The sequence below is a fragment of the Flavisphingopyxis soli genome (assembly GCF_007995095.1).
Classification (GTDB): Bacteria; Pseudomonadota; Alphaproteobacteria; order Sphingomonadales; family Sphingomonadaceae; genus Flavisphingopyxis; species Flavisphingopyxis soli.
On record NZ_VOPY01000002.1, the window covers coordinates 383,235 to 406,759 of the forward strand.

Annotated in this window: 23 protein-coding genes and 1 tRNA gene; 14 read left to right on the forward strand and 10 right to left on the reverse strand. The window is 65.7% G+C overall.

Annotation, left to right across the window (positions count from 1 at the left end):
• Positions 1 to 7 precede the first annotated feature (7 nt).
• Positions 8 to 1,930: a potassium transporter Kup gene (locus FSZ31_RS08540; RefSeq protein ID WP_408021655.1), complete on the forward strand. Its 1,923-nt coding sequence runs from the start codon at positions 8 to 10 to the stop codon at positions 1,928 to 1,930.
• A gap of 7 nt (positions 1,931 to 1,937) precedes the next feature.
• On the opposite strand, the gene FSZ31_RS08545 is transcribed toward FSZ31_RS08540, so the two are convergent.
• Positions 1,938 to 2,615 (reverse strand): glutathione binding-like protein, encoded by a 678-nt coding sequence (locus FSZ31_RS08545; RefSeq protein ID WP_147122937.1) that lies wholly within the window; start codon positions 2,613 to 2,615, stop codon positions 1,938 to 1,940.
• 139 nt (positions 2,616 to 2,754) lie between these two features.
• Here FSZ31_RS08545 and FSZ31_RS08550 point away from each other — a divergent pair, with 139 nt between their 5' ends.
• Positions 2,755 to 3,534: a hypothetical protein gene (locus FSZ31_RS08550; RefSeq protein WP_147122938.1), complete on the forward strand. Its 780-nt coding sequence runs from the start codon at positions 2,755 to 2,757 to the stop codon at positions 3,532 to 3,534.
• A gap of 69 nt (positions 3,535 to 3,603) precedes the next feature.
• Positions 3,604 to 4,059, forward strand: a complete 456-nt coding sequence (locus tag FSZ31_RS08555; RefSeq protein ID WP_161595988.1) for an AHH domain-containing protein — start codon at positions 3,604 to 3,606, stop codon at positions 4,057 to 4,059.
• 12 nt (positions 4,060 to 4,071) lie between these two features.
• On the opposite strand, the gene FSZ31_RS08560 is transcribed toward FSZ31_RS08555, so the two are convergent.
• Positions 4,072 to 5,046, reverse strand: coding sequence for an NAD(P)H-dependent flavin oxidoreductase (locus FSZ31_RS08560; RefSeq protein WP_147122940.1), 975 nt, complete (start codon positions 5,044 to 5,046; stop codon positions 4,072 to 4,074).
• Positions 5,047 to 5,169: 123 nt separating this feature from the next.
• Here FSZ31_RS08560 and FSZ31_RS08565 point away from each other — a divergent pair, with 123 nt between their 5' ends.
• Positions 5,170 to 5,571 (forward strand): BLUF domain-containing protein, encoded by a 402-nt coding sequence (locus tag FSZ31_RS08565; protein ID WP_161595989.1) that lies wholly within the window; start codon positions 5,170 to 5,172, stop codon positions 5,569 to 5,571.
• A gap of 12 nt (positions 5,572 to 5,583) precedes the next feature.
• Here the strand turns inward: FSZ31_RS08565 and ilvC are convergent, their stop codons facing one another.
• Both ilvC and miaA read right to left on the reverse strand, forming a co-directional pair.
• Positions 5,584 to 6,567 (reverse strand): ketol-acid reductoisomerase, encoded by a 984-nt coding sequence (ilvC, locus tag FSZ31_RS08570; RefSeq protein WP_147122942.1) that lies wholly within the window; start codon positions 6,565 to 6,567, stop codon positions 5,584 to 5,586.
• Positions 6,568 to 6,625: 58 nt separating this feature from the next.
• Complete coding sequence (gene miaA, locus FSZ31_RS08575) at positions 6,626 to 7,606, reverse strand: tRNA (adenosine(37)-N6)-dimethylallyltransferase MiaA (RefSeq protein WP_147123267.1); 981 nt, start codon at positions 7,604 to 7,606, stop codon at positions 6,626 to 6,628.
• On the opposite strand from miaA, the gene serB reads away from it, so the two are divergent.
• Positions 7,605 to 8,486, forward strand: coding sequence for a phosphoserine phosphatase SerB (gene serB / locus FSZ31_RS08580; RefSeq protein ID WP_147122943.1), 882 nt, complete (start codon positions 7,605 to 7,607; stop codon positions 8,484 to 8,486). The genes miaA and serB overlap by 2 nt on opposite strands.
• 8 nt (positions 8,487 to 8,494) lie before the next feature.
• On the opposite strand, the gene FSZ31_RS08585 is transcribed toward serB, so the two are convergent.
• A complete protein-coding gene (locus FSZ31_RS08585) occupies positions 8,495 to 9,544 on the reverse strand; it encodes an SPOR domain-containing protein (protein WP_147122944.1) in 1,050 nt (349 codons plus the stop codon).
• 220 nt (positions 9,545 to 9,764) lie between these two features.
• Here FSZ31_RS08585 and FSZ31_RS08590 point away from each other — a divergent pair, with 220 nt between their 5' ends.
• Genes FSZ31_RS08590 through FSZ31_RS08600 form a run of 3 tightly spaced genes read left to right on the forward strand, consistent with a single transcriptional unit; the run spans position 9,765 to position 12,769 of the window.
• Complete coding sequence (locus FSZ31_RS08590; RefSeq protein ID WP_147122945.1) at positions 9,765 to 10,490, forward strand: ParA family protein; 726 nt, start codon at positions 9,765 to 9,767, stop codon at positions 10,488 to 10,490.
• A 23-nt stretch (positions 10,491 to 10,513) separates the two neighbouring features.
• Complete coding sequence (locus tag FSZ31_RS12890) at positions 10,514 to 11,344, forward strand: hypothetical protein (RefSeq protein ID WP_201739168.1); 831 nt, start codon at positions 10,514 to 10,516, stop codon at positions 11,342 to 11,344.
• Positions 11,345 to 11,398: 54 nt separating this feature from the next.
• Positions 11,399 to 12,769: an SPOR domain-containing protein gene (locus tag FSZ31_RS08600; RefSeq protein ID WP_161595990.1), complete on the forward strand. Its 1,371-nt coding sequence runs from the start codon at positions 11,399 to 11,401 to the stop codon at positions 12,767 to 12,769.
• Positions 12,770 to 12,828: 59 nt separating this feature from the next.
• Here the strand turns inward: FSZ31_RS08600 and FSZ31_RS08605 are convergent, their stop codons facing one another.
• From FSZ31_RS08605 to FSZ31_RS08620, 4 genes are read right to left on the reverse strand one after another with little or no spacing between them, the layout of a single operon-like run.
• Positions 12,829 to 13,770 carry an aspartate carbamoyltransferase catalytic subunit gene (locus FSZ31_RS08605; RefSeq protein WP_147122947.1) on the reverse strand — a complete coding sequence of 314 codons (942 nt, stop codon included), beginning with the start codon at positions 13,768 to 13,770 and terminating at the stop codon, positions 12,829 to 12,831.
• A 34-nt stretch (positions 13,771 to 13,804) separates the two neighbouring features.
• Positions 13,805 to 14,170: a DUF1294 domain-containing protein gene (locus tag FSZ31_RS08610; protein ID WP_147122948.1), complete on the reverse strand. Its 366-nt coding sequence runs from the start codon at positions 14,168 to 14,170 to the stop codon at positions 13,805 to 13,807.
• Positions 14,171 to 14,205: 35 nt separating this feature from the next.
• Positions 14,206 to 14,667: a Holliday junction resolvase RuvX gene (gene ruvX, locus FSZ31_RS08615; RefSeq protein ID WP_147122949.1), complete on the reverse strand. Its 462-nt coding sequence runs from the start codon at positions 14,665 to 14,667 to the stop codon at positions 14,206 to 14,208.
• Positions 14,664 to 15,776, reverse strand: coding sequence for a DUF3089 domain-containing protein (locus FSZ31_RS08620; protein WP_147122950.1), 1,113 nt, complete (start codon positions 15,774 to 15,776; stop codon positions 14,664 to 14,666). The genes ruvX and FSZ31_RS08620 overlap by 4 nt, the downstream gene beginning before the upstream one ends.
• Positions 15,777 to 15,850: 74 nt before the next feature.
• Between FSZ31_RS08620 and FSZ31_RS08625 the strand changes: the two genes are divergently transcribed.
• The 4 genes from FSZ31_RS08625 to gatB all read left to right on the forward strand — a co-directional run bounded on the left by FSZ31_RS08625 (position 15,851) and on the right by gatB (position 21,138).
• Positions 15,851 to 17,557 carry a DUF4153 domain-containing protein gene (locus tag FSZ31_RS08625; protein WP_147122951.1) on the forward strand — a complete coding sequence of 569 codons (1,707 nt, stop codon included), beginning with the start codon at positions 15,851 to 15,853 and terminating at the stop codon, positions 17,555 to 17,557.
• Positions 17,558 to 17,649: 92 nt separating this feature from the next.
• The gene (gene gatC, locus FSZ31_RS08630) at positions 17,650 to 17,952 is read left to right on the forward strand and encodes an Asp-tRNA(Asn)/Glu-tRNA(Gln) amidotransferase subunit GatC (RefSeq protein ID WP_147122952.1); all 303 of its coding nucleotides are present in this window, start codon (positions 17,650 to 17,652) and stop codon (positions 17,950 to 17,952) included.
• A gap of 100 nt (positions 17,953 to 18,052) precedes the next feature.
• Complete coding sequence (gene gatA / locus FSZ31_RS08635; RefSeq protein WP_147122953.1) at positions 18,053 to 19,537, forward strand: Asp-tRNA(Asn)/Glu-tRNA(Gln) amidotransferase subunit GatA; 1,485 nt, start codon at positions 18,053 to 18,055, stop codon at positions 19,535 to 19,537.
• A gap of 104 nt (positions 19,538 to 19,641) precedes the next feature.
• Positions 19,642 to 21,138 carry an Asp-tRNA(Asn)/Glu-tRNA(Gln) amidotransferase subunit GatB gene (gene gatB, locus FSZ31_RS08640; RefSeq protein ID WP_147122954.1) on the forward strand — a complete coding sequence of 499 codons (1,497 nt, stop codon included), beginning with the start codon at positions 19,642 to 19,644 and terminating at the stop codon, positions 21,136 to 21,138.
• A 15-nt stretch (positions 21,139 to 21,153) separates the two neighbouring features.
• Here the strand turns inward: gatB and FSZ31_RS13105 are convergent, their stop codons facing one another.
• Entirely contained in the window at positions 21,154 to 21,474 is a 321-nt protein-coding gene (locus FSZ31_RS13105) for a hypothetical protein (RefSeq protein WP_408021648.1), read from the reverse strand.
• Between the two features lie 136 nt (positions 21,475 to 21,610).
• On the opposite strand from FSZ31_RS13105, the gene FSZ31_RS08650 reads away from it, so the two are divergent.
• Positions 21,611 to 21,695 (forward strand) — tRNA-Leu (locus tag FSZ31_RS08650).
• Positions 21,696 to 21,807: 112 nt separating this feature from the next.
• Entirely contained in the window at positions 21,808 to 23,346 is a 1,539-nt protein-coding gene (tig, locus tag FSZ31_RS08655; protein ID WP_147122955.1) for a trigger factor, read from the forward strand.
• Positions 23,347 to 23,525: the final 179 nt, after the last annotated feature.

The window sequence follows — 23,525 nt, forward strand, 5'->3', positions numbered from 1 at the left end:
CGCCAACATGGAAAACGACGCGCCCGCGTCATCAGGCGATTCGGCGCTGCATCGCGGCCATGGCCATGGCCACGGCAGCGACCCGATGCTCAAGCTGTCGATCAGCGCGATCGGCATCGTCTTCGGCGATATCGGCACCAGTCCGCTCTACGCATTTCGCGAGACCTTTGACGGCCATCACAAGCTCGCGCTCGATCCGCTGCATATCTACGGCGTCGTCAGCCTGATGTTCTGGTCGATGATGCTCGTCGTGACGATCAAGTACGTGTCGATCATCATGCGCGCCGACAACAAGGGCGAAGGCGGCAGCCTGGCGTTGCTCGCACTGGTCGGGCGGCGGACGCGCAACATGCGCTGGTCGACCGGCCTGGTCCTGCTTGGCGTGTTCGCGACCGCGTTGTTCTATGGCGATTCGATGATTACGCCGGCGGTATCGGTGCTTGGCGCGGTCGAGGGTATATCGGTCTATAGCCCGGCTTTGTCGGTGGTGATCGTGCCGCTCGCGGTGTTCATCCTTGTTTTCCTGTTCTTCATCCAGAGCAAGGGCAGCGCCAAGGTCGGCGCGTTCTTCGGCCCGATCATGCTGCTGTATTTCGGCGTCATATCGACGCTCGGGATCCTCAGCATCGCCCAGACCCCGGCGATCCTGACCGCCTTTTCACCGCATTATGCGGTCTTGTTCTTCGTTTCCGATCCGCTCGCCGGCTTCCTGTCGCTCGGCACCGTGGTGCTCGCCGTCACCGGCGCCGAGGCGCTCTATTCGGACATGGGCCATTTCGGCCGCCGGCCGATCGGATTGAGCTGGCTGGTCTTTGTCCTGCCCGCGCTGATGATGAACTATATGGGCCAGGCGGCGCTGCTGCTGCGCAACCCGTTGGCGCTCGAAAGCCCGTTCTACCGGCTGGCCCCCGACTGGTTCCAGATTCCGCTGATCATCATCGCGACGATGGCCGCGATCATCGCCTCGCAGGCGGTCATATCGGGCGCCTTCTCGGTCACTCAGCAAGCAATCCAGCTCGGCTTCATGCCGCGGCTGCGGATCGACCACACCAGCGCCAAGACCGCCGGGCAGATCTACATCCCGAGCGTCAACTGGGCGCTGATGGTGATGGTCATCGTCCTTGTTCTCGTCTTCCGGTCGTCGTCGAACCTGACCAGCGCCTATGGCATCGCGGTGACCGGCGCGATGTTCATCGACACCTGCCTGCTGACCGTACTGGTGCTCTACATGTGGCGCTGGAAGAAGCGCTATGCGCTGCCGCTGCTCGGCATATTCTTCCTCGTCGACGGGGCCTATTTGGCGGCCAACCTGACCAAGATTCCCGATGGCGGCTGGTTCCCGCTGACCGTCGGCTTCGTCATCTTCACGCTGCTCACGACCTGGGCGGCGGGGCGCACGCTGATGCGCGAGAGGATGCGCGAACTGGCGATGCCGATCCCGGTGTTCGTTAAGTCGGCGGCCAATTCGGCGGCGCGCGTGCCCGGCACCGCGGTCTTCATGACGAGCACCGCGTCGGGCGTGCCGCACGCCCTGCTGCACAACCTCAAGCACAACAAGGTGCTCCACGAGCGCGTCATCCTGTTGACCGTCAAGATCGCCGACGAACCGTATATCGGTGGCGATCACCGCGTCGAGCACGAGGACCTGGGCAATGGGTTCCATCGCCTCGTGCTGCGCTACGGCTTCATGGAGCAGCCCGACGTGCCCGAGGCGCTGGCGCAGATCAATTCGTGCGGTGCGCCGTTCAAGATGATGGAAACCAGCTTCTTCCTGTCGCGCCAGACGTTGCTTGCATCGAAGAACCCGGCGATGCCGCTGTGGCGCGAGAAGCTGTTCGCGTGGATGCTGCGCAACGCCGAAAGCGCGATGGAGTTCTTCCGCCTGCCGACCAACCGCGTCGTCGAACTGGGCAGCCAGCTCGAGATCTGACGGCGGGTCAGGCGAGCATAGTGCGCGCCTTTTCGACGAACTTCGCCGCATCGTCGTCGGTTTTGACCGCGCGCGGCGGAACCTGCATCGCGCGGACCACCGCCGGGCGGTCCTTGATCCGGTCATGCCAGGCCTTGAGCGCGGGGTGGCGATCGAGTGTCAGACCCGGCCAGCCATGCGCCGCGACCCACGGCCAGGCCGCCATGTCGGCGATGGTGTATGCGTCGCCAGCCAGCCATTCGTTGGCGGCGAGCTGGGCCTCCATGACGTCGAACAGGCGGTAGCTTTCGCGTTCATAGCGTTCGATCGCGGCCGGGATCGTCTCGGGAAAATATTTCTTGAAGACGTTGAGCTGGCCCATCATCGGGCCGAGGCCGCCCATCTGCCACATCAGCCACTGGATCGTCCGGCTGCGTGCCTGGTCTTCGGCAGGCAGGAAGTGGCCCGATTGTTCGGCAAGATAGAGCAGGATCGCGCCCGATTCGAACACCGCAAACCCGCCATCGACCGTCCGATCGACGATTGCGGGGATGCGGCCATTGGGATTGATCTTGAGGAATTCGGCCTGTTTCTGTTCGGCCGCGCCAAGATCGATGAAGTGCGGCGTGTAATCGAGCCCCGCCTCTTCGAGGAAGATCGCGACCTTGTATCCGTTGGGCGTGGCGGCGGTGTAGAAATCGATCATGCAGGCTCCTCGAGGGATCGAAGTTGATCCGTTGTGGTGGAAATATGGCGCCCGATCCAATCCTTGGGCTATATCAGCGAGGTGGGACGTCGGGCGCGAAAAACAACCGGTGGATGACGACGCGAGAGGAGAAGGCGCCATGACGGGGAAGGCCAGCACATCGCTTCCTTCGGGATCGGCCCTGCTCACGGGCATCCCGGCGCACCTACTCGACGATGATACCCTGTCGGCCAGCCTGCGGCGCATGGGGCTTTCGCCGGGCGACCCCCAGGATGTCGCGTTTGACGGGGTGGTGGCGCGCGAGTGGGCGATCGGCTTTCCCGCGTGCTCGATGCGCGTGGCCCGGATCGTACCGAGCGGGGCTATGGCGAAGAGATTGGCGGGCCGTTATCCCGGGTTGGGCAGCGCGGATTTCGCCCCGCCCGAAGACCGCACCGTGATCCTGAGCTGGCACGGGGCGGCGCTGCGGATGCCCGATGGCGATCTTGAGACGATCCTCACGACGCTCGCCTTGTTGTCGGCCTTCCTGTTTCCGCGGCAGATCCAGTGGTGCCCGGCCCGGTTGTGGTCCGAGGCCCCCGAAATCACGCGCGGGATCGAAAAATATCTCGGCGGTGCCCCGCTTCCCGTGCTCCATCTCGTCGGTTTCGACCGAGGAAGCGGCGAGGGCGCGGCGCGCATCGTAACACGTGGCCTCGGAGTCTTTACCGGGCAGGAGCTCACCGCCGACGCCACCCAGCTGGGCGCGGCGGAGACGGTCCGGCGGCTCGCCCGGCTGGTCCTCGACATGATCGAAAACGGTCCCGTGCTGCGGAACGCGACGATCGACGGGCTGCTGCCGAGCGAAACGATCGTGCTCAGCCCGAAGCCGGGGATCGACGGAAACGATCTCGTCGATATCGCAATCCATCCGGCATAGGGGGCGGGGCTGGATCACGACGGGGCGATCGAGCGACGCACGCCTTCAGGGCCGGCGGTGCGCTGGTCGGTGCGAACGCCGACGCGGCCGGGCTTCCAGCGACACCATATCCTGCCCGCAGGCTTGCTCCGCCATCGACAGTTCAGCGGTTTTTTCGCTTGGCTCGCGCTCTACGGTTTCGCCATCAACCGGTTTTCGAGCAACGGAATATTGCTCCCGGCGCGCTCGATAGAGGCGCGCCGCACGGGGCGCGCGCTCCATCGCGGACCGCATCCCGGCTATAGCGATATCGTCGCGTCGCGGGTCGAGACGATCCGAGTTTCCGCGCTGGCGCGGCGCGAACGCTTTGCCGGACATGCTGCACACGATGCGATCGGGCAACTGACGATCCTGCAAGCCGCGCTCAGGCGGACGATCGACGGGAGCATGCCGCGCTCGATCTGGCTCAACCGGCGCGACCCGATGCGGCTCTACGCCGATACGCAGGCGCTCGACCGGGAGATCTATGCGCTGTTTCCCGACTAGGCCGCGTTGCGGCTAGAGGCGCACCTTGGCGTCGAGTTCGGCGCGCGCTTCGAGATATTCGGCCTCGAGCCGCGCGACGCGGTCGGCGATCGTTTCGACGACATCGACCGAACCGATGCCCTGACCCGAGCCCCAGATGTCCTTCCACGCCTTTGCCTTGGCATTGCTCCCGCTGCCGAAGTTCATCTTGCTCGGGTCGCTTTCGGGCAGGTCGTCGGGATCGAGCCCGGCGGCGCGGATCGATGATTTGAGATAGTTGCCGTGAATGCCGGTGAAGAGGTTGGTGTAGACGATGTCGTCGGCGCGGCCGTCGACGATGGCCTGCTTGTATTCGGCCGGGGCATTGGCCTCGGCGGTGGCGATGAAGGCCGAGCCGATATAGGCGAAATCGGCGCCCATCGCCTGCGCGGCGAGGATGCCGCGGCCGGTCGAAAGCGAACCCGACAGCGCGACGGGGCCATCGAACCACTGGCGGATTTCGGCCATCAGCGCGAAGGGCGAAATCTTGCCGGCATGGCCGCCCGCTCCCGCGCCGACGGGGATCAGGCCGTCAGCGCCCTTTTCGATCGCCTTGTGCGAATACATGTCGTTGATGACGTCATGCAGCGTGATCCCGCCCCATGAATGCACCGCTTCGTTCAAATCCTCACGCGCGCCGAGCGAGGTGATAACGATCGGGACCTTCCACTTGGCGCAGGTCGCGACATCGGCGTCGAGCCGGTCGTTCGAGCGGTGGACGATCTGGTTGACCGCATAGGGGGCGGCAGGACGATCTGGGTGATCGCGATTGTGCGCCGCGAGTTCCTCGGTGATCTGGTGAAGCCATTCGTCGAACTGGGCCTGCGGCCTTGCATTGAGCGAGGGAAAGGATCCGACGATCCCCGCCTTGCATTGTGCGATCACCAGCTCTGGGCCGGAAACAATGAACATCGGCGAGCCGATGACCGGCAGGCGCAGCTTGTCGAACAGGGGGGAGGGAAGGGTCATGCACCGACCCTTAGCGAAGGTGCCAAGCCTGTCCAGTATCGGCCGCCCAATGACGCCAATATGTCCTTAACACGATGTCAGGGATTTCACCGATAATGAGTTGATCAAATGAGAGGAACATCCATGCCCATCGATTCGATCACCTATATCAGCACCGCCGCGACAAAGATCGATGGACCCGTCCTCGATGCCATCCTCGTTGTGTCGCGGCGCAACAATGCGCGCGACGGCCTGTCGGGGATGCTGATTTATGATGGCGTGCGTTTTCTCCAGTATCTCGAGGGCGCAGCGTTCGAAATCGACGCCGCGCTGACGCGGATCCGCGCCGACGAGCGGCATCGCGGACTGGTCGTCCTGGCGCGCAAGGGCATCGAACGGCGCCAATTCGGCGAATGGGCGATGGCGAGCCGTCAAACGATCGGCGGCGAATCGATCGCCGATGCAGTGGTCGACATGACTCGCGATTGCGATCCGACCGTTGCTGCCGAGCTGGTCAGTTTTGCCCGGCTGCGCGACGCCGCCTGATCGCCGGCGCGCTCAGCCGGCGAGGTCGCGCAGGCGTTCGCCGATCGCTTCGATCGGTTTGGCGCGGTCGTCGCGGCGCGCGGCGCTGAGCAGAGGATAGCCCGCTTCGGCTTCGGCGACGAGACCGCGGGTGAGTGTTCCGGCGCGGACCTCGGCAAGGATCTTGCGAAGTTCGGCGCGGCTCGCGTCGGTGACGATCCGCCCGCGTCCTTTTACCCCAGCAAATTCGGCCGTCGGCGAAATGACTTCGCGCATGCCCGCGATGCCGCGTTGGGCGATCAGGTCGGCGAGCAGCTTGAGTTCGGTGATGCACTCGAAATAGGCGATCTCGGGCGAAAACCCAGCTTCAACGAGGACGTCATAGCCCGCCTGGATGATTTCGGGCACCGCGCCCCAGACGACGCCCTGTTCGTTGAACAGGTCGGCCTCGGCCTCTTCGGCGAAGCTGGTTTCGAGCATCGCGACGCGACCGCAACCGAGCGCCGAGCCGTAGGCCAGCGCAATGCCGCGCGCATCGCCGCTATGATCCTGTTCGATCGCGAACAGCGCGGGCATGCCGCCGCCCGCGACATAGTTGCTGCGCAGCGCCGAACCGGGCCCCTTGGGCGCGACGAGGATGACGTCTAGATCGGCGCGCGGGGCGACGAGGCCGAAGCGGATTGAGAGGCCGTGCGCGAAACACAGCGCGCCGCCAGCACGCAGGTTTGGCGCGACGAATTCCTGATAGATCGCTGCATGGCATTCGTCGGGCGCGAGAATGCTGACGAGATCGGCGCTCGCGACCGCCTCGGCGGGTTCGGCGACCGCCAGACCCGCAGCTTTAGCGGCGGCGATATTGCCCGATCCGGCTCGCAGGCCGACGACGACATCGACGCCTTCATCGTGCAGGTTGAGCGCATGGGCGTGGCCCTGGTTGCCGTAGCCGATAATCGCGACGCGTCTGCCCACAAGCAGCGCGGGGTCGGCGTCGCGGTCGGTATGGATCGTCAGCGGCATGTGAGGCTCTCCCGATAAGGCGGCGATCCGTGCCACGGCGAGGCGGGGCGAGGCAAGCTCAGCCCGCCAGTGCCGCGGCCATCGTGTCGGCAATGTTCGCGACCAGCGCGGCATCGGGGGTCGCCTCGACGCGCGTCCAGTCGGCCGGCGGCTGGTTGCGGAACCAGGTATATTGCCGCTTGGCGTAGCGCCGCGTGGCGAGCTGCGCATTGGCCAGCGCCTCGTCATAATCAAGTTCGCCCGCCAGCATCGCGGCGATATCGCGCACGCCGATCGCGCGCATGACCGGGCTTTCGGGCGGGTAGCCGTGCGCGAGCAATGCCTCGACCTCGGCAATCGCGCCGCCCGCCATCATCGCGACCAGCCGCTGATCGCAGCGATCGAACAGCCATTCGCGCGGCGGCAGCAGGATCGTCGCGGTGATATGCGTCGATGCGCCGATGCCGCCGGTCTTGGCCGATTGCCAGTCGGCGAGCGTGCGGCCGCTCGATCGCACGACTTCGAGCGCGCGCGCGACACGCGTCGTATCGCCGCGATTGAGCCGCTTGGCGGCGGCAGGGTCTTCCTGTTTCAGCGCGGCATAGGCTTGTGCGACAGGCAGCGCGCGGACGGCGTCGCGGACGGCCGGGTCGATTTCGGGAACGGGCGCGATGCCGTCGATCAGCGTGCGGATATAAAGACCGGTACCGCCGACGAGGATCGCGCGGCGACCATCGGCGGCGGCGGCGGCGATCTCTCGCGTCGCCTCTTCGGCCCAGCGCGCCGCGCTATAGTCGTCATCTCCGCCGACATGGCCGAACAAGCGGTGCGGAATGCCGGCCATCTCGGTCTCGTCGGGGCGCGCCGACAGGATCGCAAGGTCGCGATAGACCTGCGCACTGTCGGCGTTGATGACGACGCTGGGGATACGCTGCGCCAGCGCCAGCGCGAGCGCGGTCTTGCCGCTCGCGGTCGGGCCGCAGATGATCGCGACCTCGGCCGGCTGGCCGTCGGATGATCGTTGTGGCGTGTGGGCGGTAGCGCTATCGGCTGATGTCATGTTCATTGCGACGGTGATAGCAGCCCGGAGGCTGAACGAGAACGCGATTGATCGCGTCGAGCAGATACTGGCGCAGGCGGGCTGCGAGCCCGCCGGCTGGCGCTGGATCGACGAGGGCGACGCCGCCGATGTCGAATTCCGCCAGGGTCTGGTGAACGCACGCGCGGCGCTGCGCGACGCCGTAGAGGGCTGCGATATCGTCGTGCAAGCTGCGATCGGGCGCGAAAAGGCGATCCTGATCAGTGACATGGACTCGACGATGATCGGGCAGGAATGCATCGACGAACTCGCCGACCTTGCCGGCGTCGGCCGTGAGGTGGCCGCGGTGACTGAGCGGGCAATGCGCGGCGAAATCGATTTCGTCGGCGCGCTCAACGACCGTGTTGCCCTGCTCGCGGGTCTGCCGGTCGGGAAAGTCGCCGAATGCCTGGCGACGCGCATCCATGACACGCCCGGCGCGCAGACGCTGGTGCGGACGATGCGCGCGCGCGGCGCGCTGACGATCCTGGTCAGCGGCGGGTTTCGTCGCTTTGCCGGACCGGTTGCCCAACGGCTGGGTTTCGAGCGGGTGCATTGCAACGTCCTCGGCGCCGCTGACGGGTGCCTGATGGGGAAGGTCGAAGGGCCGATCGTCGATGCCGCGGCCAAGCTGGCGGCGCTCGAACAGGCCTGCGTGGCGCGCGGGGTCGATCGTACGGCGGTGCTCGCGATCGGCGACGGAGCCAACGATCTGCCGATGATCGAGGCCGCGGGGCTGGGTGTCGCCTTTAATGCCAAGCCGATCGTTGCCGCCGCGGCCGCCGCTGCGATCGCGCATAACGACCTTACCGCATTGCTATGGGTGCAGGGAATCTCCCGCGCACACTGGATCGAAGGCTGACAGCAGCCTCAGTTGGCGACGGGGAAACATCCCTGGCCGCGCGCCTTGAATGTCTTGCACGCCGCCTCAGCCTCGCCGCGCGTCGAATAGGCACCGGTGCGGACGCGCGTCAGTCTGCCCGTGCTCTGATAGTCAGCCTGCAAGCCCGCGACCGCGCCGCTTTTCGACAGTTTCGACCACAAAGCTTCGGCATTGGCGCGCGAGCTGAACGCGCCGAGCTGGATGCGCCATTTGCCGCGCGTTGCGGCCGGGGGCGAGGCGGTTGCCACCTTGACCGGAGCGGGAACGATCCTGGCCGGCGCGGGCACCGGATTTGGTGTGGCGACGATGACCGGGGCCGGTGTCGGTGCAGGATCGCCGGCCATCGGCGGCGGGGTAAAGGTCACGCCGGGCTGCGATGGCGGCAATGTCGTCGGCTTGACCGTCACGGGGCCCTTCGTAACGGGCTTGGCGGCGGGCTCGACGAGCGCGAGCCGCGCGTTGCGTTCGGTCCGGGCAAGTTCCTGCGCCATTGCCAGGCCCTGGGTCTTTTGCGCGGGCGTCAGCAGCGGCTCCATATTGGCGAGGCTGGCGGCGGCCTGTTCGAGGCCGGCCTCGTTGGCGCGCTGCATCATGGCATAGCCGCGAACCGGGTCGCGGGGCAGGAAGTCGCCGTTAAACGCGGCGGTGCCGACGATATATTGCGCGCGCGGTTCGCCGCGTGCGGCCGATTTCTCGAGCCACGGCATCGCATCCTTCTGCTTGCCGTTGGTGAACAGCATGATGCCGTAATTGTCCTGCGCCTGGACATGACCTTGTTCGGCCGCACGGCGGTAGAGGTTTTCGGCCATCGACAGGTCGGCAGGGACGCCGCGCCCGAGCTTGTAGGCCTGGGCAAGGTTGAACTGCGCATCGGCATCGCCCTTGATCGCGTCGGTCCGCCAGGCGGCGACGGCAGCGGCATAATCGCCGCGTTCCCACGCCTCGACACCCGCCTTGACGTCGGCATAAGCGGGCAGGACGGCCGTCAGCGCAGCACCGGCGGCGACCAGGGCAATGAGGTGGCGATGAGAGACCATGGCGGGAGATCCTTGTCCTGGTGAAAACTGTTGGTGCGAAACACATTAGCGCAATTGGCGGTCGAAAGCTCCTAGCGCAAAATAGCTTAACCCGTCGTTAGTGCCAAATCATCCGCTTTTATCGGGGTCGGGCAAGAATTGCATGGCGCCATATTAACCAAATTTTAGGCCCGTTCGTGGCACTCCTCCTGTCGAACACATCTCACTTCGGGGGAAAAGCGTGCGCGTTCTCGCATTAGCATCGCAAAAAGGCGGATCGGGCAAGACAACCTTGTCCGGCCATCTGGCGGTCCAGGCTCAATTGGCGGGCGCTGGTCCCGTCGTCCTTATCGACATCGATCCGCAAGGCTCGCTGGCCGACTGGTGGAACGAACGCGAGGCCGAATTGCCCGCGTTCGCGCAGACCACTGTCGCCCGGCTCGCCGCCGATCTCGAGGTCCTGCGCCAGCAGGGCTTCAAGCTCGCGGTCATCGATACGCCTCCCGCCATCACGATGGCGATCCAGAGCGTCATCTCGGTGTCCGAGCTGATCGTCGTTCCGACGCGGCCAAGCCCGCACGATCTGCGCGCCGTCGGCGCCACGGTCGACCTGTGCGAACGCGCCGGCAAGCCGCTGATCTTCGTCGTCAACGCCGCCACCCCCAAGGCGCGGATCACGAGCGAAGCCGCGGTTGCACTGTCGCAGCACGGCACCGTCGCCCCCGTCACGCTGCACCAGCGGACCGATTTCGCCGCCTCGATGATCGACGGCCGGACGGTGATGGAGGTCGATCCCAAGGGCAAGTCGTGCGCCGAAGTGACGCAATTGTGGACCTATATCTCCGACCGCCTCGAAAAGAATTTCCGCCGCACGATCTTCAGTGCGCCCGCTGCGACCACGGCGATGAGCCAGGCCGGCGCGCCGCGTCCGCTCGGTGGCTTCGGCCGCCGCGTGGTCGGCCAATAAGGCGAGTGGAGAGGACCAGCCCCATGGCCGAAGCCAAACCCACCGCATCCTTGTCCTCTGGCCTGTTGGCCCGCAAGGGCGCCGCGCGTCCCGCGATGCGTCGCCAGGGCCTTGGCGGCCATATCGCCAGCCCGCACGACGACCTTGGCTGGAACGACATGGGCCATGAGCCCGAAAAGGACGAACACGACAGCCACGCCGCGCACGTTGCCGACATCATGCCGATGCTTTCGCCGATGGGCGCTAAGCCCGTCGCACTGCCGATCGAGCGCGACATCGACGGCCCGTCCGACGATGCCGGCGACCAGCCGGAATCGAACCAGGCTCCCGACAATGTTTCATCGGTTGGACGCTCGCCCTTGTCGGTCAAGCCCGGCAAGCCGCAGGTCGTCTTGCAGCGCGAGGCACTCGAAGACCGCGTTCGCGCGCCAGCTGCCGCCGCTCCAGTCGTTCAGGACGTAGTGGCAGACGTGGCCGAGCCAGACGCCGCCGAGCCGGTTGCTCCCGAAGCGTCGCAGCCCCAAGCGACCGAACCGGTCGTGGCCGAAGTGGCCCCCAAGCAGCCGACCCCGCGCCCTGCGGTCAAGCCAGCTGCCGAGGCACCCAGGCAGGCACAGCTCCGCGCGCCGAAAAAATCACGCCCGCGCGGGACCGCGCGTGCCGCAGGGGCCAAGGCGGCCTTCACGTTGCGGATCGACGCCGATCGCCATCTGCGCCTTCGGCTCGCCAGCGCCGTCACCAACCTGTCGGCGCAGCAAATTCTGACCGAGGCATTCGACGCCTATCTGGAAAACCTTCCCGAGGTCGAGACGCTGGCTGGTAATGTCGCCCGCCATAACGCCGACAGACACTAGAGGATTACCATGACCCATCTGGCATTCTTGCGAATCGCAGCATCGGGACTTGTCATGAGCGCCGCACTGAGCGGCTGCTCGGGGGTCGACCTCACCCGCCTGTCGCCCGCGTCGAGCGATGCCCAGCTTGCCGCATCGGCGGGCAAGGCATCGAGCGAATACCAGCGGCTGGCGAGCAAGGGCGACACCGCCGAAGCGCTCGTTGCCGCCGAAACCGCGGTCGCCGCCGATCCTTCCAATGCGGCCTATCGCACGCAGCTGGGCCATGCCTATTTCGCCGCCGGACGCTTTGCCTCGGCGCAGACCGCGTTCGAGGATGCGATGGCGCTTGGCGCGACCGACGGCGGCACCGCCGTATCGCTCGCGCTCTCGCTTTCGGCCAACGGCCGCCTCGATGATGCTGTTGCGATGCTCGATGCCAATCGCGACCGGATCATCGAGAGCGATTACGGCCTCGCGCTCGCGCTCGCCGGACAGCCCGAACGCGCGATCATGGTCCTGACCAGCGCCGCGCGCGCCGATGGCGCCACCGCGCAGACGCGCCAGAACCTTGCCTTCGCGCACGCCATGACCGGCCGCTGGCTCGAGGCTAAGCTGATCGCCGCGCAGGACATGAGCATCGCCAACCTCGACGAACGGATGACGCAATGGGCCGCTCTGGTCCAGACGCCGACACCGACCCAGCTCGTCGCCGGCCTGATGGGTGTCACCCCCGTCGCCGATCCTGGCCTGCCGACGCGCCTCGCGCTGGTCGACGCGCCCAATGCCCAGGCCGCGCTCGCCAAGGAAGCGATCGTCGACATGGCGTCGTACAACAGCGCTACCGATGCGCCGATGGCCGCCAGCGATGCTGCCCTGAGCACGATCGCTCCGATCGAATATGCCGCTGCCCAGCCGATCCCGGCGGCTCCGGTCGAGGCCGACGAGGAACCGTATTCGCAGGCGGTTGCCGACCTGCTCGCGCTCAACGAGACGGCTCAGCCTGCCGCCGAGGAGTCGACCATGCTCGAACGCGTCGCCGAAGCCGCCCCGGCGGTTCAGGCAGCACCTTCGTTCACTCCGGTTCGCAACGCGGCACCGGCTCGCTCCGCTACACCGGCAGCATCGATCGCCGATGCGCGCACCGGCTGGTCGGTACAGCTCGGCGCGTTCTCGACCAATGCCGCCGCCCGCGATGCGTGGACGACATATTCGAAGCGCTTCGCCTCGCTCGACGGTTATTCGGCGACGAGCCATCACGCGGTCGTCGATGGCAAGAATTTCTTCCGGCTGACCGCCAACGGCCTCGGCACGCGCCAGGCGGCCACATCGCTCTGCAGCGCGGTAAAGCGTAGCGGCGGCGTGTGCTTCGTGCGCAATCTTTCAGGTCGCGAAGATGTCCGCTGGGCATCGCGCGACGATGGACGCAAGTTCGCCGCACGCTAACCGGCAAGCAGTATTTCAAGCGGGGGATCGGCCTGTCGAGCGATCGGCGGGCCGTTCGTTTATGTACGCCGGGCGCGGGTCAGCAGGTCGAGGCAGGCCATGCGCACCGCGACACCCATTTCGACCTGTTCGAGGATCAGCGATCGCTCGGGATCGTCGGCCAGCTCGCCGCTGATCTCGACGTCGCGGTTCATCGGCCCGGGATGCATGACGAGTGCGTTCGGGGCGTGGCGCGCCAGCCGTTGGTGCGTCAGCCCGTAGGCGGCGTGGTAATCCTCGGTGCTGTCGGGGAAGGCGGTGGCCATCCGCTCGCGCTGGATGCGCAGCATCATGACGATATCGGCGCCCGCTAGCGCGGCATCGAAATCTTCGTACGCCGCGATCCCGTCGGGCAGGCTGTCGGGCATCAGCGACGGCGGCGCGGCGACGCGAACTTCGGCGCCCATCAGTGGCAGCGACAGCATGTTCGACCCGGCGACGCGGCTGTGGCGGATATCGCCGCAAATCGTGACCTTGACGCCATCGAGCCGGCCGAGGTGGCGGCGGATGGTCAGCGCATCGAGCAAGGCCTGCGTCGGATGTTCGCCGGTGCCGTCGCCGGCGTTGATCACGGGGCAGTCGAGCACGCGCGCGACATCAACCGCGGCACCGACCGCCTCGTGGCGGATGACGACGACGTCGGGACGCATCGCGCCCAAGGTCAGCGCGGTATCGGTCAGGCTCTCGCCCTTTTTGACGCTCGATTCCTCGGGACGGAAGTTCGACACCTGTGCACCGAGCCGCTTGCCCGCGATCTCGAACGAGAACAGCGTGCGCGTCGAATTTTCGAAAAAGGCGTTGATCTGCGTGAGGCCGCGCAAGCGGTCGTCGGCCTTGCGCTTGCCGCGATTGAAACCGATCCAGCCCTCGGCTTCGTCGAGGATCAGCGCGATATCGGTGGCGGAAAGCCCGGCAATGCCGAGCAGGTCGCGGTGCGCGAAGGCGGTTTCAGGCTGTGGCATCGGGATCGGCGTCTAGGCCGGGATGCGCGCGGCCTCAACCATCGAATGCGAAATCGCCGTGCGGTTCATCGTATGAAGAGCTGAACGTCGCGGTTTCAGAAGCGATCTTGTCCGAGATGGCGGTCGCTATCGGGTCAAGGTAACCCGCGGACCACAGCGCGAGGATCAAGCCGTGGACCAGCGGCATCGCGCGCAGGATATTGGCGATCGGCTGCTTGCGCGTCTTGTGGCGAACGATCCGCGCCGCGGCCAATGCGCCGATCGATCCGCCGAGCGCGCTCCACGTGATCAGCGTCGATTCGGCGATCCGCGAGCGCCCGTTCCTGGCGCACGACTTGTCCCAGACCATCAGGACGAACGCCACGGTATTGGCGGCAATGATCCAGTAGGCGATCAGCATCGCCGCGATCCTATCGGCAATATCGCAACAATTCGCTAAAGCGCGGCGAGTGCGTCGATCGCGCCCTGCAGGATATAGGCGGCGGCGGCGGCATCGATCCGCGCCGCCCGCTTGCCGCGGCTGACGTCGCTCGCGACCATCGAACGCTCGACCGCCTGCGTCGACCAGCGTTCGTCCCACAGCAGGACCGGCAGGTCGAGATCGGCGAGGTTGCGGGCGAAGGCGCGCGCCGACTGGCAGCGCGGGCTTTCGCTGCCGTCCATGTTGAGCGGCAGGCCGATGACGAGCCCGACGATCGACTGGCGCTGAACCAGGTCGACCAGCTGCGCCTTTTCCTTCGAGAATTTCGTCCGTGCGATCGTCTTGTCGGGGGTCGCGAACGACCAGCCGGCATCGCAGAACGCGACGCCGATCGTCTTGCTGCCGAGGTCCAGCGCCATCAGCCGCCCTGCGTCGGGCAGGGCTTCGGCAAAAGCGCGGGCGTCGGTCGCGATCATCGCGTTTCGAACGCCGCCAGACGCCGCGCGACGTCGGCGCGGGTATTGGCCCAGAACAGCGAGTAATCGAACACGTGATAGTTGTTGCCCGGCAGGACGTAGCTGCCGACCTCGGGCGGATCGCCGATCAGCAGCAGTCCGTTCTTGTCGTCGCAGCGCGCGGGGACCGATCCGACGACGAGCGTGCCGTCGCTGAAATCCTCGCTGGGGATGACGGTGCCGAGGTTTCGCGCGGCATCGGCGGCGCTATCAGGCGTGCCGGTCAGCGGGTTGCTGCACAGCATCCGGCTGCCCTTGCGCGGTCTCCCGTCAAAGCCCGTCGTGCGGTCATAGGCGGTGAGCATGAGAGACGGGTCGGCGGGTTCGGCAAAGCTCTGCCAGCTGACGATACAGCCGGTCGCGTCTGGCGTGGTGCAGGCGGGCAGGCCCATTGCGGCAAGGTCGTGGTCGACCGAGACCGGCCAGCCGATCACATAGGCCGCGACGATCCGCTTGGCGAGCGGGGTGCCGGCGACCTTTTCGCGCAGCAGGCGGGTGAGATGGAGCGACCCCTGGCTGTGCCCGGCGAGGATGATCGGTCCGGTCGGGTTGGCGGCAACGAACGCGTCGAATGCGGCGGCGACATCGCGATAGGCGGCATCGAGCGCCTTTTGCGCGGTGGCATCGTCGGTCAGGAAGGCGCCGAGCGTCGCCTGGCGGTAACGCGGCGCCCAGATCTGCCCGGCATGGTTGAAAACGCTCGCCTCGCCGCGGATGAACAGGCGCGCGCGATTATTGGCCTGCGCATCGTCGAGCGGGGCATTCCAGTGCGCGCGGTCGAGATAGCTCGTCGGATGGACGAAGAAGATCGCCGCATCGCCCTTCGGCCCGTCGTCCTTGGCGAAATCCTTCGGGGTCCAGCTGGCCGGGTCGTCCGAACTGGCGGGGTGGACGAACCACATGTCCGGGTTGGCATAGGCGTTCGCCGGCACGGGGCGCTGTTCGGCGAACGCGGCACTCGGCACGAAGGCCTGGCGCATGAAATATTCGGGGAATACGCGATAGGCGAATGCCGCCGCGAGGACGAGGACGATAAGGATCGCAACGAGATAAAGGAATTTGCGGGCCATGAAGGGGTCCGTTAACAAGGAAGGGAAAGGCGCGCCGCTTTAGCCGCGACACGCCGAACGGGCAATGCGGGGGAATGACAATGGATGACGGCGGTGATCGACTGGACGAACGGGCATGGCCCGAGCGGGCCTGGATCATGGCGGGGCTGCTCGGCGCGATGGGGCTGGCGTTCGGCCTGCTCGTCGATCGCGGGGAGCGTGGCTATGCCGATCCGCTGCCGATCTGGCGCCAGCTGACCGCGGCCTTCCTGTTCGTGACCGGAATCGCGACGGTGCTGGTCACGCAGCCGCGTCGCTGGCGCTGGGCGGCGATCTTCGCGGTCGCAACCGGTCTGGTCGTCGCACGCGTCGGCTGGTCGACGGTGCAGTATAATACCGTGCGTCCATCGCTGTTCGAATGGTCGTTCCTGTCGGCGCTGTTCGCCGCGTTGCTTGCCGCGCCGCTGTTCCAGACGGTACGCGACGAGGGGCGCTGGCGCTTTCCCTATCGCACGCTCCACCTCCACGCGTGGACCGATGCGGTGATCGGTGCGGCGGGCCTCGCGTTCGTCGGCCTCAGCTTTCTTGTGACCGCGCTGCTCGGCGCGCTGCTCCACCTCATTGGCATAGATTTCATCCAGGACGCGTTGCGCGAGGGCTGGTTCGGCTGGCTGCTGGCGGGCACCGCGTTCGGCGCGGCATCGGGCATATTGCGCGAAAGCGACCGGCTGCTCGCGACCCTGCTCAAGGTCGTGCTCGTCGTCCTGTCGATCCTCGCGCCGGTGTTCGCTGCCGGGATCACGCTGTTCCTCGTCGCCTTGCCCTTCACCGGGCTGCAGCCGCTATGGGAAACCGACAGCGCTACGCCGATCCTGCTGATCTGTGCCGCGGGCGGCGTCGTGTTTGTCAACGCGGTGATCGGCAACGGGCGTGACGAGCGGACAGGCTCGCGCATTCTCCACGGAGCCGCGATGGTGCTTGCCGTCACCATCCTGCCGCTGGCGATGATCGCGGCGGTTTCGATGGGGCAGCGGATCGGCCAATATGGCTGGACGCCCGAGCGGCTGTGGGCGGCGGTCACCGTCCTTGTCGGCATCGCTTATGGCGCGGCCTATCTTGCCAGCGTGGCGATTGCGCGGCGTAAATTCGACGATCGCCTGCGTCCGCTCAACACGCGCCTCGCGATCGCGACGTGCGGGCTGGCGATCCTGCTCGCGACGCCGTTTGTCGATTTCGGCGGAATCGCGACGCGTAGCCAGGTCGCCCGACTCGATGCGGGCAAGGTCACGCCCGAGGAGTTCGATTTCTGGGCACTCAAGGAGGATTTCGGACCGACCGGCCGGCGCGCGTTGCAGGCATTGCGCACGAGCAAGGACGCACGTGTCGCGGCGGCGGCCAAGGCCAGCGATCAGGCCGATAACCGGTATCAGGCCGGGAACGCGGCGCGTGCCCGGTCACGCATCGACCCGGTCCGACGCAACCTCACGATGGCCGACGGATCGCTACCGAGCGACGCACTCGTCAAGGCGACGGCGCAGGAATATGGTTTATGCACCAAATTCCCGTGCATCGCGGTGGCCCTGGGTGGCACGCGCTATGCGGTGGTCGGGAACAGATTCGAGCGCGGTTCGATCGAACGGATGATCGTTGATAGCGCGCAACCCGAGATTGAGCGCGGCATTGCTCGCGAAGTCGAAGACGAGAAGACTACTCTGGCACCGGGCACGCGCGTCGAAGTGCGCGGCGTCGAGCGCCGCCAGGTCTTCGTCGATGGCAAGCCGGTGGGCGAGCCGTTCGAATAAGCGCCCCGTCACCGATCCGCGCGCTTGATGCTGCATCGCGGCAATGCTAGCGGCGCTGCGACAGTGTCGTCGCCTCGAACTACAGGATTGCCATGTCGGTTGACCTTCCCACGGTAAAGAAAATCGCCAGTCTTGCGCGCATCGCGATGGACGATGCCGAGGCCGCGGCGTTGCTGCCCGAACTCAACAACATCCTTGGCTGGGTCGAACAGCTCGGCGAGGTCGATGTGTCCGGCGTCGAGCCGATGACCGCGGTCATCCCCAACACGCTGCGGCTGCGCGACGATGTCGTCGATGCCGACCCGCTGACCGGCGGCGGCGTGCGCGACAAGATCCTCGCCAATGCGCCCGAGCCGCAGCACGGCTTTTTCGGCGTCCCCAAGGTAATCGAATAATGCCCGTCCTGACCCAATCCATCCCGCTCACCCTGAGCTTGTCGAAGGGCAAGCACGCACCGAGGCTTCGACAGGCTCAGCCTGAGCGCGGAGGGGTGGCATGACCGACCTTACCGACCTGACGGTCACCGAAATCCGCGACGGCGTGGCCGACGGCAGCTTTTCCGCGCGTGAGGTCGCCGAAGGCTTCAACGCTGCGGTCGCCGCGGCCAAACCGCTCAACGCGTTCATCGTCGAGACGCCCGAAAAGGCGCTTGCCGCCGCCGATGCGGTCGATGCCAAGCGCGCCAAAAGCGAGCCGCTCGGCCTGATGGGCGGCGTGCCGATCGGGATGAAGGACCTGTTCTGCACCGAAGGCGTCCAGTCGACCGCGGCGAGCCACATCCTCGAAGGCTTCGTGCCCCAGTATGAAAGCACCGTCAGCGCCAAATTGTGGGCGGCGGGCGCCGGGATGCTCGGCAAGCTCAACATGGACCAGTTCGCGATGGGTTCGTCGAACGAGACGAGCTTTTTCGGCAACGTCATCTCGCCGTGGCGCAGAAACGACGGCGGCAATACCGATCTGGCCCCCGGCGGTTCTTCGGGTGGCAGCTCGACCGCAGTATCGGCGCGCATCGCGCCCGCTGCGACGGGGACCGACACCGGCGGATCGATTCGCCAGCCCGCCGCCTTTACCGGCATTTGCGGAATCAAGCCGACCTATGGCCGCTGCAGCCGCTGGGGCGTCGTCGCCTTCGCCTCGAGCCTCGACCAGGCGGGGCCGATGGCGCGCACGGTGCAGGATTGCGCGATCATGCTGGAGGCGATGGCGGGTTTCGACCCGAAAGACGCCACCAGCCTCGATAACCCGGTGCCGCACTGGGAGGGCGCGCTCAGCGGCGACCTCAAGGGCAAGCGGATCGGCATTCCGCGCGAATATCGCATGGAAGGGATCGACCCCGAGATCGACAAGAGCTGGGAAGCGGGCAAGGCGTGGCTACGCGACGCCGGCGCCGAGATCGTCGATATCTCGCTGCCGCACACCAAATACGCGCTGCCCGCCTATTACATCATTGCGCCCGCCGAAGCGTCGTCGAACCTCGCGCGCTATGACGGCGTGCGTTACGGCCTGCGCGACCTGCCCGAGGGTGCGGGGCTGCAGGACATGTACGCCGCGACCCGCGCTGCGGGCTTCGGCCCCGAGGTCAAACGCCGCATCATGATCGGCACCTACGTCCTCTCGGCGGGTTTCTACGACGCATATTATACGCAGGCGCAGAAGGTCCGCACGCTGATCGCGCGCGATTTCGGGCGGGCGTGGGGCGAGTGCGACCTGATCCTCGCGCCGACCGCGCCGAGCGCGGCGTTCGGCCTCGGCGAAAAGAGCGACGACCCGATCGCGATGTACTTGAACGACGTATTCGCCGTGCCTGCGAGCCTTGCCGGGCTGCCCGCGATGAGCGTGCCCGCCGGACTGAACGGGCAGGGGCTTCCGCTCGGCCTGCAGATCATCGGCAAGCCGCTCGACGAACAGAGCGTACTCGATGCGGGGCTGGCGATCGAACAACGCGCCGGGTTTGAGGCTCGTCCGGGGAAGTGGTGGTGAAGGTATCGTACCCCTGCGAAGGCAGGGGTCCATCTTCGGATGGTGCGAAATTTTACGGGCGGATGATGGGTCCCTGCCTTCGCAGGGACACTAAAGGATAGAATATGAGCGATTACCGCATCCAGGGCGAAACGGGCGAGTGGGAGGTCGTGATCGGCCTTGAGGTCCATGCGCAGATTTCGACCAACGCCAAATTGTTCTCAGGCGCTTCGACCGAGTTCGGAGCGGAACCCAATACGCAGGTCAGCCTCGTCGACGCGGCGATGCCGGGCATGCTGCCCGTGCCCAATCGGGAATGCGTTCGGCAAGCGGTTCGGACGGGGATGGCGCTGGGTGCGAACATCAACAAATACTCGCGCTTCGACCGCAAGAACTATTTTTATGCTGATCTTCCACAGGGTTACCAGATCTCGCAGCTCTATCATCCGATCGTCGGCGAAGGGCAGATCACCGTCAGCCTCGACGACAAGGATCCCGATGCTCCGACCAAGTCGATCGGCGTCGAGCGCATCCATATCGAACAGGATGCGGGCAAGCTGATGCACGACCAGCATCCGACGATGAGCTATGTCGACCTCAACCGGTCGGGCGTCGCGCTGATGGAGATCGTGTCGAAGCCCGACATGGCGTCCCCTGCCGAAGCAGGGGCTTACGTCCGCAAGTTGAGAGCGATCCTGCGGTACGTCGGAAGCTGCGACGGCAATATGGAACAGGGTTCGATGCGCGCCGACGTCAATGTCTCGGTGCGCAAGCCGGGTTACGAACTGGGCACGCGGACCGAGACCAAGAACGTCAATTCGGTGCGTTTCGTCCAGGCGGTGATCGAGCAGGAGGCCAAGCGCCAGGTCGAACTGATCGAGGGCGGCGGCACCGTCGTCCAGGAAACCCGCCTCTACGATCCCGATCGCAACGAGACGCGATCGATGCGGTCGAAGGAAGACGCGCACGACTATCGCTATTTCCCCGATCCCGACCTGCTGCCGCTCGAGCTCGACGACGACTTCCTCGCCGAATGCCGCGCGAGCCTGCCCGAGCTGCCCGACGCCAAACAGGCGCGCTATGAGAGCGTGCTCGGCCTGACGCCGTACAATGCCGCGACGCTGATCGCCGACGCCGACACCGCGCGCTGGTTCGAGGCGCTGATGGCCGAGGGCGCACGAATCCAGGGCAAGGACGAGAAGGACGTCGCGACCGCGAGCGCCAACTGGCTGCTCGGCGAGCTCTACGGCGCGCTCAACCGGCTTGGCCTGTCGCTGGCCGACAGCCCGGTCTCGCCCGAACGCGGCGCCGAGCTGATCGCGCTCGTCGCCGACGGCACGATTTCTGGCAGCATCGCCAAGCAGGTGTTTGAAATCATGCTCGAAACAGGCGATCCGGCGGCCAAGGTGGTCGCCGACAAGGGGCTCAAGCAGACCAGCGACACCGGCGCGATCGAGGCGGTGGTGGCGAAGGTGCTCGCCGACAACGCCGACAAGGTCGCCCAGTACAAGGACGGCAAGGAAGCGCTGTTCGGATTCTTCGTCGGTCAGACGATGAAGGCGATGCAGGGCAAGGCCAACCCGCAGGTGATCAACGAGATACTGAAGGCGAAGCTCGCCTGAGCGTTGCGGCCGGCGTTACTCGACCGAGCCGCGCGTCGGCTGGTCGAGGTTCGATTGCAATACACCGCCTTCGCCGATGCTCGGGCTGCCCGGTTCGGACAGGCTGAGATCGTCGGGCGAGCTGTCGGCCTCGCTGTCGATCGAGCTGTCGGTTGCTGGCATCTCGTCGGGGCCGCGGCCCGGTTCGTCGATATCGGGACCGGTGGGCGTGATTTCGGGCGGTTCGCGCCCGGGGGCTTCGTTCGGCATGGGCTGGGCCGGCGTTTCGGGCGGCGATTGCGGCTCGATCGTGTCGGGATGCGGGATTTGCGGTTCGATCGCAACGGAATTGGCCATGTCTGTTTTCCTTTGAACAACGTGCTATGACTACGCACGAACCGGTCATGACGTTCCGCCGGCCCACCACGACAGCTGGCCTTGTCAGCCAAGGCTTTCCTGATATAGAGCGCCCCCGCCACCGGCGGTGACGCAAGCGGGCGTGGCGGAACTGGTAGACGCGCTTGGTTTAGGTCCAAGTATCGCAAGATGTGGGGGTTCGAGTCCCTTCGCCCGCACCAGTTTTCGCCGCCGACCGACATGCGAGATCCGCCTATCGCCTTGCCGCATTTCGCCGCATACCGAATGTATCATGGCCGCACCGGCCAGCCAGATTGAGAGCCTTTCAAAGCTATGAAAACCGTTGAAACCAAGAACGAAGGCCTGAGCCGCGCCTACACCATGACGATCACCGCCAAGGATATCGAGGCGCTGGTCGATAAAGAGGTCAAGAAGGTCGCCCCGCAGATCCGCATGCCCGGCTTTCGTCCCGGCAAGGTTCCGCCCAACCTCGTGCGCAAGATGCACGGCGAAGCGATGGCCGCCGATATGCTCAACAAGGCAATCCAGGACGGCATCCAGAAAACGATCGCCGACCACAAATTGCGTCCCGCGACTCAGCCCGAGGTGAACCTCGCCGACGGCTATGAGCCCGGCAAGGACGCCGAAGTGTCGATTGCGCTCGAAGTGCTGCCGACATTCGAAACCCCCGCGGTCGAAGGTCTCAAGCTCGAGCGCCTGACGATCCCCGTCGCCGATGCCGACATTGACGCCGCGCTCGAGAAGATCGCCGCGCAGCAGAAATCGTTCGAACCCGCCGCCAAGACATACAAGGCAGCGATCGGCGACCAGATCGTCATCGATTTCGAAGGCAAGGTCGACGGCACGCCGTTCGAAGGCGGCAAGGGCGAAGCGATGGCGGTCGAGCTCGGCTCGGGCCAGCTGATCCCCGGTTTCGAGGAGCAGATGATCGGCCTCAAGGCGAACGACGCCAAGACGCTCAAGGTCACCTTCCCCGAGGATTACAATGCCGAACACCTGAAGGGCAAAGACGCCGAGTTCGACATCGTCGTCGGCGAAGTGCGCAAGCCCGTGCAAGCCAAGGTCGACGACGAGTTCGCCAAGTCGCTCGGCCTCGAAGGCATCGATCAGCTCAAGGACCTGGTCAAGGGCCAGGTCGAGCAGGAGCATAACGGCCTCACGCGCACGCACATGAAGCGCAAGCTGCTCGATACGCTTGCCGCCGATTACGACTTCGAGGTTCCGCCATCGATGGTCGAGGCCGAATTCGACCAGATCTGGCACCAGCTCGAGCATGAAGCGAGCCACGAGGAAGATCCCGAAGCCGCGCGCAAGGAAATGGAAGCCGATCGTGACGATTACCGTCACATCGCCGAACGCCGCGTCCGCCTGGGCCTCGTCCTGTCGCAGATCGGCCAGAGCAACGGCGTCGAAGTGTCGAGCCAGGAAATGAACCGGCTGATCATGCAGGCGGCGCAGCAGTACCGCCCCGAGGATCGCGAAAAGTTCGTCCAGTACGTCCAGCAGGACCCGATGGCCGCCGCCCAGCTGCGCGCGCCGCTCTACGAGGACAAGGTCGTCGATTACCTGTTCGACAAGGCCGACATCACCGACAAGGACGCGACCCGCGAAGAGGTCGAGGCGGCAATCGAGGCCGAGGAAGACGCTTCGGCTGCCAAGCCCGCGGCAAAAAAGAAGCCCGTCGCCAAGAAAGCGGCCGCCAAGAAGGCCGACGCCAAGCCTGCAGCCAAGAAGGTCGAGGCCAAGCCTGCAGCCAAGAAGGCCGAAGCCAAGCCCGCTGAAAAGCCCGCTTCGGCCAAGAAGCCCGCTGCGAAAAAGGCACCGGCCAAGAAGCCTGCGGCCAAGAAATAAGCGTAGTTTCCCGCCGTCGGCCACATTTTTCCAACACTGGGACAATGCGGCCGGCGGCGCGTTTGTGACAGCAGCGCAACAATCGGTTAACATTCGGCCGTGCCGGATGAATATGTGCTCACAGACAAATAAAAAAGCGTATCTTTTCTGGGTAGCCGCAAGTCGGCTTCTCGGAGGGG